The organism is Neptunomonas sp. CHC150 (assembly GCF_030397555.1).
In the GTDB taxonomy this organism is placed as follows: domain Bacteria; phylum Pseudomonadota; class Gammaproteobacteria; order Pseudomonadales; family Balneatricaceae; genus Neptunomonas; species Neptunomonas phycophila.
The window spans coordinates 51,614-65,409 of sequence record NZ_JAPNXU010000006.1 but is presented as its reverse complement, the minus strand read 5'-3'; the positions used below and the strand labels follow the sequence as shown (position 1 = coordinate 65,409).

At 45.6% G+C, this 13,796-nt stretch carries 13 protein-coding genes; 5 read left to right on the top strand and 8 right to left on the bottom strand.

Annotated features, from left to right (window positions below; translation table 11 throughout):
* Positions 1-19: 19 nt before the first annotated feature.
* A complete protein-coding gene (locus OW491_RS06480; RefSeq protein ID WP_290035208.1) occupies positions 20-931 on the bottom strand; it encodes a base excision DNA repair protein in 912 nt (303 codons plus the stop codon).
* Positions 932-1,181: 250 nt separating this feature from the next.
* Between OW491_RS06480 and OW491_RS06475 the strand changes: the two genes are divergently transcribed.
* Positions 1,182-2,327 carry an MFS transporter gene (locus tag OW491_RS06475; RefSeq protein ID WP_290035207.1) on the top strand — a complete coding sequence of 382 codons (1,146 nt, stop codon included), beginning with the start codon at positions 1,182-1,184 and terminating at the stop codon, positions 2,325-2,327.
* 107 nt (positions 2,328-2,434) lie between these two features.
* On the opposite strand, the gene OW491_RS06470 is transcribed toward OW491_RS06475, so the two are convergent.
* A complete protein-coding gene (locus tag OW491_RS06470; protein ID WP_290035206.1) occupies positions 2,435-4,039 on the bottom strand; it encodes an NAD(P)/FAD-dependent oxidoreductase in 1,605 nt (534 codons plus the stop codon).
* A gap of 228 nt (positions 4,040-4,267) precedes the next feature.
* Between OW491_RS06470 and OW491_RS06465 the strand changes: the two genes are divergently transcribed.
* A complete protein-coding gene (locus tag OW491_RS06465; RefSeq protein WP_212667420.1) occupies positions 4,268-5,044 on the top strand; it encodes a sulfite exporter TauE/SafE family protein in 777 nt (258 codons plus the stop codon).
* 59 nt (positions 5,045-5,103) lie between these two features.
* Here OW491_RS06465 and OW491_RS06460 read toward each other — a convergent pair whose 3' ends face one another.
* Complete coding sequence (locus OW491_RS06460; protein ID WP_075172547.1) at positions 5,104-6,636, bottom strand: carbon-nitrogen hydrolase family protein; 1,533 nt, start codon at positions 6,634-6,636, stop codon at positions 5,104-5,106.
* Positions 6,637-7,092: 456 nt separating this feature from the next.
* Between OW491_RS06460 and OW491_RS06455 the strand changes: the two genes are divergently transcribed.
* Complete coding sequence (locus OW491_RS06455; protein WP_290035205.1) at positions 7,093-7,884, top strand: HAD-IIB family hydrolase; 792 nt, start codon at positions 7,093-7,095, stop codon at positions 7,882-7,884.
* A gap of 13 nt (positions 7,885-7,897) precedes the next feature.
* Positions 7,898-9,112 (top strand): glycosyl transferase, encoded by a 1,215-nt coding sequence (locus tag OW491_RS06450; protein WP_075172548.1) that lies wholly within the window; start codon positions 7,898-7,900, stop codon positions 9,110-9,112.
* 40 nt (positions 9,113-9,152) lie between these two features.
* Here OW491_RS06450 and OW491_RS06445 read toward each other — a convergent pair whose 3' ends face one another.
* Genes OW491_RS06445 through OW491_RS06435 form a run of 3 tightly spaced genes read right to left on the bottom strand, consistent with a single transcriptional unit; the run spans position 9,153 to position 11,880 of the window.
* On the bottom strand, positions 9,153-9,692 hold the full coding sequence (locus OW491_RS06445; protein WP_075180181.1) for a hydrolase: 540 nt from the start codon (positions 9,690-9,692) through the stop codon (positions 9,153-9,155).
* Between the two features lie 38 nt (positions 9,693-9,730).
* Complete coding sequence (locus OW491_RS06440) at positions 9,731-10,909, bottom strand: MFS transporter (protein WP_075172551.1); 1,179 nt, start codon at positions 10,907-10,909, stop codon at positions 9,731-9,733.
* A gap of 59 nt (positions 10,910-10,968) precedes the next feature.
* On the bottom strand, positions 10,969-11,880 hold the full coding sequence (locus OW491_RS06435; protein ID WP_075172552.1) for a LysR family transcriptional regulator: 912 nt from the start codon (positions 11,878-11,880) through the stop codon (positions 10,969-10,971).
* A 179-nt stretch (positions 11,881-12,059) separates the two neighbouring features.
* Here OW491_RS06435 and OW491_RS06430 point away from each other — a divergent pair, with 179 nt between their 5' ends.
* Positions 12,060-12,317 (top strand): DUF1127 domain-containing protein, encoded by a 258-nt coding sequence (locus tag OW491_RS06430; RefSeq protein WP_083609984.1) that lies wholly within the window; start codon positions 12,060-12,062, stop codon positions 12,315-12,317.
* Between the two features lie 65 nt (positions 12,318-12,382).
* Here OW491_RS06430 and tmpT read toward each other — a convergent pair whose 3' ends face one another.
* The gene (gene tmpT, locus OW491_RS06425; RefSeq protein ID WP_290035203.1) at positions 12,383-13,024 is read right to left on the bottom strand and encodes a thiopurine S-methyltransferase; all 642 of its coding nucleotides are present in this window, start codon (positions 13,022-13,024) and stop codon (positions 12,383-12,385) included.
* Positions 13,025-13,146: 122 nt separating this feature from the next.
* On the bottom strand, positions 13,147-13,791 hold the full coding sequence (locus OW491_RS06420; RefSeq protein ID WP_290035202.1) for an SGNH/GDSL hydrolase family protein: 645 nt from the start codon (positions 13,789-13,791) through the stop codon (positions 13,147-13,149).
* Positions 13,792-13,796: the final 5 nt, after the last annotated feature.

Genomic DNA, 13,796 nt, shown 5'->3' with positions numbered 1-13,796 from the left:
CCCTAATATGCAAAGCCAATCAAAAGCCCGACAATGATTGGCTTTGCCATAAATGAGCTGCAATTAATGCCCGCCAAGGTGAGAACTGATTGAGCCACTTTTCGGTGTCTTTTGCGCTTGGCGGCTCATCTAGCGACAAGAACGGTTGCAAATTACGTCTTACCGCAACATCTCCATGTAATGAACCATCCAGCCATGCATATCCACGAAGTAACGCATAGCTAACCGTCCACGGACCAATCCCCTTAATGGCAACTAACTTGTCTACCACACGTTGCATCTCAGTTTGGGATGATACATGGGCTGGTAAAAAATCGTACTCTACCACCCCCTCGCAAACGCGTATCATGGTGGCCGCTTTGTTTTGCGAGAAGCCAGAGGCTCTTAACCCGTCATGCCCTAGTAAGAGCAAATCATTGGCATCTGGATAAGCATGCGATAGTGCCTCTCCTGTCAGCGATTGACCCGCCGATATAATCATCCGGCGCCGAATACTAACAGCAGCGGCAACACTAATTTGCTGACCAATGATAGCCCAACTCAGTGCCTCAAATGGAGTTGCCGTTTGCGGCACACGCAAACCTCGTTGCCGTTGTATAAGCTCCCCTACTTGAGGGTGATCTGAAAATTTATGTTCAAACTCCCCACTCGATTGCCTTAGCCCTAGCATATGAATAGCTAGCTGCTCGATCGACTCATTCTCCAATGCCCCCTTATTTACAAGCGGACCACTCCCAGCGACCTTAGCGCTAACCTGTACCGTCTTATTACCAAACATAAAAGTTAACACTACCGGCTTAGCGTTGAGCATGATTGCCTTTTGCAAAGTGCGCTCAGTGATCTGCTCTGAGACAATAGCGTTATCGCGTCGGTGAAAAGATAAAAATGCATCAACAGAAAAATTATCAGGTAGCTCAATTTGTACTGTCATTCGAATAACCACCAAAAAGCCGTACTCTACGTGACCTTAGCTATGGGCTTTCTTAAAGCGAACGCTAAGCGACTGAAGACTAGATTACACTGTTCCAATCTCACTGCATCAAATCATTTCCCATTCCGAAACTTCTAGCACAAAATACGCTTATTACATGATGCATGATCGTGTTCATAACGATCGATAACAGGACTTAACGACATTGAACACCTCAATCACTCATTCGACACCACCTAAGGCAGGACTTGTGTGGGTTGTTATTGCGCTTGCTTTGGGTACATTTGCACTGGGTACGACAGAGTTCGCATCCATGACAATGGTGCCATACATTGCCGAAAACCTAGGGGTTGGTGTTGAGCATGTTAGCTATGCTATCAGTGCTTACGCCTTAGGCGTGGTGGTTGGTTCACCTATTATAATGGTGATGACCGTAAGGGTTAGGCGCCGCAAATTACTTCTTATACTCACAGCCGCTATGGCGATTGCCAACGGTTTAAGTGCCCTATCACCATCGTTAGGGTGGTTAGTGTTTTTTCGCTTCCTTAGTGGTTTATCTCACGGAGCCTACTTTGGCACAGCTATGCTGCTTGCCGCGTCTCTGGTCCCCTCGACAATGAAAGCACGTGTTATGTCGCAGGTATTTTTAGGGTTGACCATTGCCACTATCGCCGGTGTTCCTTTAGCCACCTGGATGGGACAAAACATTGGCTGGCGTTGGAGTTTCGTTATGGTCACGTTACTTTTTATCATGGCAGCCATCATGATTTATGTCTTTGCGCCTAACCCACCCGCTAAAGAAGGCGCTAGTCCGTTAAAAGAACTAGAAACGCTCAAAAGCCGCGAAGTGTGGTACACCCTAGGTATAGCTGCCATTGGCGGTGGCGGCCTTTTTTGTGTTTATACCTATCTTTCAGAAACACTAAGACAAGTAACCCACGCTCCGGCAGCCTGGATACCTATTATGATGGTCATCTTTGGTTTGGGTTCAACCATCGGTAATTTAGTCAGTGGCTGGGCGGCCGATAAGTCCACAATGAAAGCGGCACTGTTCATACTTATTTTTTCTGCCATTGTACTGGCTATCTACCCCAGCGCAGCGGGCAGCCTACTCACACTAGTGCCGGTCGTTTTTCTGATTGGTTGCAGCATAGGCCTTGCCGCCATTATCCAACCTCGCCTCATGGATATCGCGCCCGAAGGTCAAGCTATGGCGGGTGCACTCGTACAATGTGCTTTTAACTTAGCTAACGCCATTGGCCCTTGGGCGGGTAGCTTAGTGATCACAGCGGGATTCAGTATTGCTGATACAGGCTATGCCGCATCATTTCTCAGTGTATGTGGATTGGTGATGTGGTGGCTGGCGATGCGAGAAGGCAAGAAAAAAGCGCTGTAGCCGGAACGTTAATACACGCCACAAGGTTAGCAAAAGCCGCTCGGCACAATAATGTGGTAAAACACCGCTCACGCAAGTAATCTGCGTGAGCGATTGACTAACTTATGCTATCGCTGCGCATTGATGCTCAACGCCATTGCTTCTGCTACTTTAATGCCATCTATTGCCGCCGACATGATCCCACCAGCATAACCGGCGCCCTCTCCTGCCGGAAATAAACCTTTTGTACTTATGCTCTGGAAATCTGGGCCTCGCTTAATACAAATAGGCGCTGACGTTCGCGTTTCAACGCCAGTCAACAGCGCATCGTCCAGTGCAAAGCCTTTTATTTTACGGTTAAATGCAGGTATCGCTTCGCGGATAGCGTCAATACAAAAGTCAGGTAACGCGTGAGACAAGTCGGTTAATTTAATGCCCGGCTTAAATGAAGGCTCCACCGTACCAAGTGCTTCAGAAGATACCCCTTTAAGAAAGTCCCCTACTTTTTGGGCTGGGGCATCATAGTTTTCACCACCTAACCGATAGGCGTTGCTTTCTAACTGACGCTGGAACTCAATACCCGCCAGAGGGCCGCCCGGGTAGTCCGTTGGGTCTATGCCAACAACAATAGCGCTGTTCGCATTACGCTCCGCTCGGGAGTACTGACTCATGCCATTAGTGACTACACGGTTCTCCTCTGATGTGGCCGCCACTACCGTGCCTCCAGGACACATACAGAAACTATAAACTGAGCGACCACCTTTACAATGGTGTACTAGCTTATAATCAGCAGCCCCTAAAATCTCATTACCTGCATTAGGTCCAAAACGGGCTTCGTCAATTAATGATTGCTGGTGCTCAATACGGAAGCCAACCGAAAACGGCTTCGCTTCGATGTATACGTCCTTTGCATGCAACATTTCGAAGGTATCACGCGCACTGTGGCCAATGGCTAGAGCAACATGGCTCGATTTAATGACCTCACCATTCGCTAACGCTACACCTGAAATTTTTCCGTCCTCGATTTGGATATCATCAACACGTGCACTAAAGCGTATCTCACCACCGAGTTCGATAATACGGGCGCGCATTTTCTCTACCATAGAAACTAAACGAAAAGTGCCTATGTGTGGCTTACTCACAAACAGGATCTCTTCGGGCGCTCCGGCTTCTACAAACTCATGCAGTACTTTACGGCTATAGTGGTTGGGATCTTTTACTTGGCTGTATAGCTTACCGTCAGAGAAAGTACCGGCACCGCCCTCACCAAATTGCACGTTGGATTCAGTATTCAGTATCTTTTTGCGCCAGAAGCCAAATGTATCTTTAGTGCGCTCGCGCACTTCTTTACCACGATCGAGAATAATCGGCTTGTAACCCATTTGAGCCAAAACCAAGCCAGCTAGCAAACCACAAGGGCCAAAACCTATAACAATAGGACGCTCTTCCAGTTGTTTTGGTGCTTGTGCAACAAACTTGTAGCTCATGTCGGGTGTGGGTTTAACTAACTGATGATCTGCAAATTTTTCGAGCAAGCTCTCATTTTTGGTCGTTTCTACATCCAATGTGTAGATAAGAATAATATTTGTTTTTTTACGGGCATCATAACCACGCCGGTGTATGTGGTAACTGATGAGTTCGTGGTCATTAATCGATAAAAACGCAAGCACCGCAGAGCGTATAGCAGACTCATCGTGATCTAAGGGTAGTTGAATATTTGTAAGGCGTATCATGTTGGCTTCCACACACGCGGCGCTAGTTTCGTAAAATTAGACCGAGGGTTACTTAGTTATAGTAAAGGCCGCATTTTACTGACTTATCAGCGCGGTGTCCCTGTTAGCAACAAAAACACCTAAATTGTTGTGAACTGTTCTGCTCATAACGAAGCAATCTGTATCTACTCATCCCCGCCACGCAATGCTAATGTGCGCCCCTTTGGTTTGTTCCACGGAGCGGTCGTTGTGTTTGAAATTGTATTTTTATTTGTTGCAGGCTTTTTAGGCGGCATTCTTAACTCCATTGCCGGTGGAGGTAGTTTTATTACCTTCCCAGCCCTTATTTTTATGGGGATCCCCCCTGTCAGCGCAAACGCCACCAATACTTTTGCGTCATCGGCTGGTTATTTAAGCGGTACGTTTGCTTTGCGCCAAGAGCTGATAGAGCACAAAGCGGAACTTCCTAAAATCTTAGTACTGAGTTTGATTGGCGGACTAGCAGGCGCGTATTTACTGCTGCACACCTCTGATGCAACCTTCAGACAAGCGATACCATGGCTATTATTATTTGCGACAGTGATGTTTATTTGGGGGGGCGATGTAAACCGTTGGCTCAAACATACCGCCTCGCATCATAAACATGCATCCGCATTGGGTGGTTTTTTATTAAGTTTGTTATTAATTGGCGTATCCACATACGGCGGTTTTTTTAATGCCGGTTTAGGCATTATAAGCCTAAGCTATTTAGCCTTAGCGGGTTATACCAACATTAACGCAATGAACGGAATCAAGTTATTGGTTTCATCAGCGGTATCAATCATTGCGGTAGCATTATTTATCTGGGACGGCGTCATCGCTTGGTACGCGGGTACGCTAGTGCTACTGGGGACGCTCACGGGGGGATATTTTGCAGCACATCTATCTCGTCGTTTGCCACAAAAAGGGGTTCGCGCTTTTGTCATTGTGGCGAGTGTCGCTACAACCCTGTATTTCTTCTACGATGTGTACCTAGCCAGCCAGTAAAGTCACACCCAACATTTGAGAAGAGCCGAACTGAGCTCTTCTCAAACTTATCAAAGCAATTACAGCGTTTTGTTCTTCCAAGCGAGGCTGTAAAGGTCTGTCCGGCGATCTTTCAAATTATTAACTGACCCTTCACTGCGTACCAGTTTTAGCTTATCCAAATCGAGGTCGCTAAACATGATCATTTCCGTGTTGGGTGTTGTTTCCGCCATGACAGCATCATGCGGGAAGGAGAAATCCGATGGGGAGAACACCGCCGCTTGCGAGTACTGAACATCCAAATTTTCAACTTGAGGGAGGTTTCCGCAGCTACCACAAATAACCACATAGCACTCGTTTTCAATTGCGCGCGCTTGAGCACAATGGCGCACGCGTAAATACCCATTTTTTGTGTCTGTCCAAAACGGTACAAACAATATGTCCATATCTTGCTCAGCCAAGATACGGCCCAGTTCAGGGAATTCGACATCATAGCAAATCAATATTCCCACTCGGCCCGCATCGGTATCAAATACCCTAACTTCATTACCGCCCTGAATAACCCAGTCACGACGTTCATGCGGTGTAATATGAATCTTACTTTGCACCTCAATGGTGCCATCTCGACGGCACAAGTAACTCACGTTATACAGTTGATCATCTTCTACTAACGGCAACGACCCTGTAATCACATTAATGTTATAGCTCACAGCCATTTGAGACATTTCGTTTTTAAATAACTCAGTAAAACTAGCCACAAAACGAATGGCTTCTGTTTGGTTACGCTGATCTGGGCTCAAGCCCATTAATGGTGCATTGAAAAACTCGGGAAACAAAGCAAAGTCGCTTTTATAACTTGAAAGCGCATCAATAAAATACTCAACCTGTTTGAGCATTTCTTCAACAGACTCCACTTCTCGCATTTGCCATTGAATAGCACCAATACGTATAAGCGTTTTACGGGATTCAAGAACACTGCCTTCTGGCTCAAAGAAGATATTCCGCCACTCTAATAGCGTTGCATACCCCTGAGATTTTTCATCTTCAGGTAGGTATTGTTTCAATAACCGTGTTACCTGAAAGTCATTTGATAACTGAAAAGTTAGAATAGGATCATAAATTCGCTTGTGGTCAACCGCTTCGATATATTCAACTGGCGTCATTTCGTCTGCATACTGGTAATAATTGGGTATGCGCCCACCCGCCAGAATGGCACGCAGGTTATGTTGACGACATAACTCTTTACGCGCTTCATACAAACGTCGTCCTAAACGATACCCCCGATAATCCTTATGAATAAGTACATCTAGCCCGTATAGCGCATCGCCATCAGGATTATTCAAAATGGTTTCTTTTGCGCTAATAAGATCATCGTATGTATGCGGGTTGCTAAAACGAAGGTAGTTTACTTGCACAGAGAGTGCTACGCCGACAATTTGGTCGTGATCCACTAAGCAAATTTGCCCCTCAGGTAAATCTTCCATCAACTTAAAGATTGTATGTTCTGGCCACGCCCCCCCAATATCGTCATAGATAGAATCCATCAACTCCTTTAGTTGAGGGTAATCTGACTTTTCAAGGTTGCGGATTTTCAGATGCAGATCTTCAAGCATGGTGTTTCCTTTAAGTAGCAATGTTAGCTTGTGACGTCAGTATAACTAGCTGCAGCGCAGCATGAATAGCTTTTTAGTCTGCTAATTAACGCCTTTGTTCAGCGACGCATGTGTAGAGACCATCCACTTTACCTATTGATTCGCGATGGAAAAAATACAACCGTACAGGGCTTATCATTTAGCGTTCACGTACTTAAACACAAAAGCATGCAGAACGGGTCCAGAATTCGCTTAAGCACAATAAGATAGCTGGTAAAAAAATCTTCATCATGTTTTTATGTCATTAAATTATCATTATTTATCAGTTAAATAGAAACTCAATGGCCTACTCTCAATGAAATAAGAGCACAACAAATATTCATGAGAGTATATTGGCAGCTGATAGATTTGATACCGTTTTTAGACGGCATCGCGCCTTGATAAAGTGAATGCGATACACGATAAGGAGAGCCGCCAATGATGACACATGCACTGGTCTTTACCGATCTCGACGGCACGCTTTTAGATCACCACTCTTATAGTTTTGCGCCTGCAAAACCCGCCTTGGCACAGCTGCACGAAAGGCACATCCCCGTCATTTTAAACTCCAGCAAAACGATTGCCGAAATTGAAGCAATTGCAGGTGAATTGAGCTTAGATACCGCCATAATTGCTGAAAACGGCAGTATTATCCAGCCGCCCAGCCACGCAGCCCCCGTTATCCTAGGCAAAGATTATGACTTTATTTGCCAAACATTAGACGAGCTAAAGCAAGCACATGACTATTTGTTTGCGGGCTTCCATGATTGGACAGACCAAGAAATATCCGATATCACGGGGTTACCTCTTGAATCCGCAGCACGCGCGGCCAAACGACAAGCGTCAGAACCACTGATCTGGAAAGACACCAAAGAGGCACTCGAACGCTTTACAGCCCAACTGAACGAAAAAGGCCTCTCCTTAAAACGTGGTGGGCGCTTTTGGCATGTAATGGGCGATACCGATAAGGTTAAAGCCATGCAATACCTTATCAATGAATACCAAACGACACACCAAATAAAGCCAACGGTAATAGCATTGGGTGATGGCCCCAATGATCAAGAAATGATTTCGGCAGCAGATATCGGGATTGTTATTTTAAATCCTGATGGCACGCCTCTTGCTATATCGGAACAGAGCGCAAAAGCGGAAGGTCGTCGAATTATCCGAACAAAAGAACCAGGGCCACTCGGATGGAACACCGCCATTATGATGCTTTTACAAGAATAATACGGAGAGAACCATGTCTGATTACAAACAAACCGGATCCATTACAACGCTTCATCGTCTTCCGGGTTACGAATTAGAAAAGATAGAAAAAGAACTGCGTCGTTATTCCAAACGCAACCCAATGACCTTGTTATTACCCTCACTGTATTCAGAATTAGAAGGTCCCGCACTAGAAAACATTATCGAAGAACTTAAGAAAGCAGACTACATCAACCAAATTGTGATTGGTCTCGACCAAGCCGATGAAGAACAATTTGAAAAAGCTAAAAAGTTTTTCGACCGTTTACCGCAAAAGAAAATGATTTTATGGAACGACGGCCCTCGCTTGCGTGCCATAGCGGACTCACTTGAAAAAGCAGGGTTAGGCCCATCAGAACCAGGCAAAGGGCGCAATGTATGGTACTGCATTGGTTACATACTAGCGGCCAATAACAGTAAAGCGGTGGCATTACACGATTGCGATATTTTAACCTATTCGCGTGATATCCCCGCTCGGCTCTTCTACCCCATTGTTAGCCCAGCATTAGACTACGAGTTTTGTAAGGGTTACTACACACGTGTTAACAGCGAAGGCAGACTCAGTGGCCGCGTAACTCGCTTATTTGTGCAGCCACTGATTACCTCCCTGAAAAAACTATTGGGCAACACTGATTATCTCGAATTTCTCGATGCATTCCGATATCCGCTTTCCGGGGAATTCTCACTCAGTACCGACCTACTCAGTGCCATCCGAATCCCCAGTGATTGGGGCTTGGAGATTGGGATCTTGTCGGAAGCTTACCGCAACATGACCCCACGCCGTGTGTGTCAGGTTGATATTGCCGATAACTATGACCACAAACATCAAGACATGGGCACTTCCGACCACGACGGAGGACTATCGCGCATGACATACGAGATTGCCAAAGCTGTCTTCCGCAAGTTAGGGACAGAAGGCACCACAATGGATAGCTCGTTCTTCCGTGCATTAAAGGCAGTTTACTTGCGTGAAGCCTTAGATATGTTGGAAAAATACGATGCAGACGCCCATATCAATGGATTATCGATTGATATCAATAGTGAAACTAGCACGATTGAGTTTTTCTCAGGCAGCATTTTAGATGCAGGCGAAAAGTACCTGCATAACCCAATGGAAATACCGTTCATTCCTAACTGGAACCGTGTATTTAGCGCTTTCCCTGATCTACCTGAACAACTACTAGAGGCTGTTGAGCTAGATAACGCTTAAGTGATAAGCAGTACCGCCTAGTTAAAATCGGCGGTACTGCTTATTTAATAAGCCGTAACACGTCCTTAAATGCTGGTGAACGGCAATCGCCAATCATCTCAAACAAACACATTTCCAAACTCGTGACACCCGCACCTTTAGACAGTAGCTTCGTGATTGCCATGTCCTTATTTTGCGCGGTTCGCGACGCCACGCAATCGCTGACAATCTCTACGTTGTAGCCTTTTTGTAGCAAGCTCATCGCCGTCTGATATACACAGATATGTGTCTCAATGCCGCAGATTAGCCAGCTTTTAACACCGGCTTTTTCAATCGCCTCATTAAATGCATCAGCCCCACAGCCATCAAACGTCATTTTGGGTATGGGTTGATAATCACCTAAAGCATCACTCAAGCTTGCCGTTGTAGCGCCTAACCGGCTGGGGTTTTGTTCCAACCACACAATAGGCAAGCCTAAACAATTAGCCCCTTTGGCTAAAACCGTGGCATTGGCAATCACGGATTCACTCTGATGAACAATCTCGGCCAACTTACCCTGAATATCAACAATAATTAAGCCGGTATCATTTTGCGAAAGCATGACTTCTCCCTCTTATTTTTACACCTAAACGTCAGTATCTAATTAAGTGCCGACATTTCCTTTATTGGTCTGCGTTGTGTCACGATCAATGCCAACATAGCCACGACTATGGCTGGAACCATCATTAAATTAAGCATTTCCCAACCAAACAAATTGTGCCAATAACCCGCTAAGACACTCGCTGCAGCGCTAAATGAGAAAACAATTAGATCATTAACACCTTGGACGCGCGCTTTATCAGCAGGCTCATAACACTGGGTGAGTAACGTGGTTGCACCAATGAACGTGAAGTTCCAGCCCACCCCTAACAAGATCAACGCCACCATATAAATTGAGTAACTTTGCCCCAACTGATTAATAACAATACAGGCCAAAAGCAACACACAGCCGAGTTGTATAATGGCGTAAGACCCAAATCGGGAAATAAGCTTACCCGTTAAAAACGAGGGTAAAAACATACCTAACACATGCCATTGGATAACAATGGCGGTATCACCAAATTTAAAGCCCCCTGAGTGCATCGCCAATGGCGTTGCCGTCATAATAAGCACCATAACACCATAACCAATAGCCCCAGCGGCTATGGCTCCAATCAGTGGCGGCTGTCGCAACAACTGCCCATATGAGCGTGGTGAGCTAGCGCGCTCATCGACACTCAATGGCTTAAGCGGCAAAAAGTAAATGAGCAAGGTGGTTAGTACATACAAAACAAACAACACGGCAAAAGCCCCCAAATATTGCACATCAGGGAACAAATACTCAAACCAAATTGCCATATTAGGCCCTAAAACAGCAGCAATAACACCGGCCCCCATAATCAAACTGATTGCTTGCGGTGCTTTATGGCTAGGAGCATGCTCTGTTGCAGCAAACCGGTATTGCTGCCCAAAGCCAATAGCAATCCCTAGTAAGAAGGTGGATAAGCAAAACAGCAGAAATAGCGATTCACTAACGGCATAAAACGCTAAACCGGCTCCGATTACCCCCACTACATTACCTAGTAAAAAGCCTTTTTTACGACCTAAACGCCCCATCAATAACGCGGCGGGTAATGTACTGCTCATTAAACCCAAAAATTGTAGAGCCACAGGCACAGTTGCCAACCCTTGCGGTGCGATGCTCTGGCCTATTAAAGCAGTGACCGACACTAAAAGAATATTCCCCGTGATCAATAATGCTTGCCCTAGCGCCAGCCCCCAAACAACTATTCCTAACATGTCTTCTTTCCTTTTCCTGCTTCCGTGCCCAGAGTCTGTTCAATGGTATTTATCGTCATCTATGCACTTTGTACGTCTGTAGTTTTTGGGAATTCTAGCTGCCAACAGTCATAAATACATTCGCGGAACAATGAAATGAGAGGATCATGCTGACGGCGCAACGTGGTAACAAAGTTAAATTCAATTTCAGGCACCTCTCCCTCCCATACATACGCCAAACCTTCTTGCTCCAACCGAGCCGCCATGTCTTCTCGTAAAATGGATAAACCAGCGCCCGCTTTAACGAGTGCAACCATTGCCTCTTCTGTATCCACCCAGGCCAGTTGCTGCGGCGACACGGACTCGCCCGCAAATAATGCTTCGCAAATACCGTAAAAAGGACATGAATTAGAGGTATAAACCCACGGTAATTCGGCCAAGGTGGCTAGGTCAGCCTGCCCTAACTCAGGTGAGAATACTTTAGGGATCACCACCTTCAATGGTACTTGGGTTAGCACCTCAACACTCAACTCTCCACTTTTTTTAGGACCAAATGAGAAGCCCGCATCAAACTCGCCGGTGCGTAAGGGCCTTATAATTGTTGCGCTGGAGGTTTGATAAAAATGCAAATTCAATTGAGGACAGCGCGCTTTCATGGCTTGGTATAACGCCCCCGTTTTTACAAAGTCAAAGTCCGTATGGATACCAATTTTTAACTCACCGACAATTTCATCACGCAATAACAAAGCGCGTTGGTGCAGTTTATCGGCCGCCGCCAGCGTAACGCAGGCGTCATCATATAAGCGATTACCCGCCTCTGTTAAGTTCATGCCTTTAGCCGAACGAACAAAGAGCTGAACTCCTAAAAACTCTTCTAATGCTTTAATTTGGGCACTAATCGCGGGTTGGCTTGTAAACAGAGCCTCGGATGCGCGGGTCAAGTTACCCAGCTCAGCTACTTTAACGAATGATTTCAGTTGATATAACTCCATCTGCCCAATCCCTCATGATCAGTTGCGTGCTAGTCCTGCATTATTAAAGCACATGTAACCACAGCCTATGATCACAATTACTGAACACCCCTATAAAAAGGAACGATTAGATTTACTTTCCCCTTAGTAGCAATCTACATCCAGCACCAAGAACGACAATTCCACTAAGGAGATTTACCATGAAAGCACCACTTAACACGCTAGCCATACACAGCACGCATGCACCGCTATCCCACTCGTTGGCCGTATTCTTTACGCCACTTGCACAGCATGCTCGCACATTTATCGCGCAACGACGTCAAGACTTAACAACATGGAACCAGCGCCGTCGCACTCGTCTTGCTCTAAGAGAACTTGATAATGATGCATTAAAAGATATTGGTGTCAGCCGTGCAGAAGCACTCAATGAAGCCAACAAGCCATTTTGGAAAGGATAACCCATTGTGATTTTTACTATTGATAACGGTCAGCAGCCCAACATGACCGTTATCAACTCATAAGTTTAGACGCTGGCTTTAAGTAGCCAAACCGCTTCCGAAGACGCCACTTTCCCTTTTAAACCGCCTTCTATAGCTTGGCGCTCGACAAATGTAAGCTGATAGGTCGCTTCATAAAATTCGCGGACTTGCGATTCTTCTACCGAAAAAGGAGGTCCTGGAATAACCGTTTGATCATACTCATAAGTAATAATTAATTGCGCCGCAGCACGGCTAATATTGATAAGGTGCTCGGCATATTGACCACGTAAACTGTCATTAAGCGCCACCAAAGCGGCCCGGTCATAAATAGCATCAACCTCTCCAATGATTTCAGCGGTTAAATGAAAAAAATCACCGACAAAAATATCAATATCAGGCGCGTGATAACGCATAAAATTGCCATGCAATGTAATATTTGGCTCAACGCCTAGCTCTTCGAATAACGCTTTAATAGCCAGCTCGCTTAACTCGGCACCCACAACCTGATAGCCAGATGCCAATAACCAAGCTATATCTCGCGTTTTACCACATAACGGGATGAATACGCGGCTACTAGGCGCTAAATTCAACTTATCAAAGTGTGCTAACAATAAGGCATTTGTATCACCTTCGTGAAAAGCAATCTCTTTACGTTCCCATTTTTGATGCCAAAAACTAGCTTCCATAACAATCTCTTATAAAAATATCCAAAGGTTTCTTTGTATAAACTAACACTCTTAACCGTTGGATTTTTACTTTTTTAAAGCCTCACCTATAGAACATTAGTCGCGATTAAACGGATTAACCTTTACCACAGGTCTATTCGCTCAGCTACGGCCTGCGCAATCGCCTTACCTAAGACCTGATGTTGATCTTCGTCTAAATGAATCCCATCTTTAACGCTGGCCTGAGTAACACTGCCCGCATTAAAAAAATAGGTATCATGTACTTTGGCAATGTTTTCTAACTCCATCGCTAAACCAACGCCACGTTTCTCAGCCCCGTCAAACTTATCAGCAATAGCTCCCGTTGGCTTTGTAATGGGTGGAGGGGCAACGACCATAATTTCCGGTAACGGCATGCCCGGCTCAACCGGTGCTTGACGAATAATCTGAATGATTTTGCCCGTGCCTTGAGCCGATAACCAAGCAGTATTGTTGTGTGTTACTTGGAAGTCATTAGTACCCAGCATGATGATTACCAAACTCAATGGAGAGTGCATTTCGATCACTTGAGCAACACCTTGCGAACCGTCTCGGCCTTCTTTGAAAGGGTCTTCCCATGTTGTCCGGCGTCCATTGAGGCAGTTTTCAATCACACGTACATTTTTCCCAGACGAGTTCAACGCGTTTTCAAACACCCCCGGCCAGCGCTTATTAAATGCCAAGCGCTCACGAGTATCAGGAATAATGCCCCAAGTCAGGCTGTCGGAGTAGATAAGGATTTGATTCATAACGT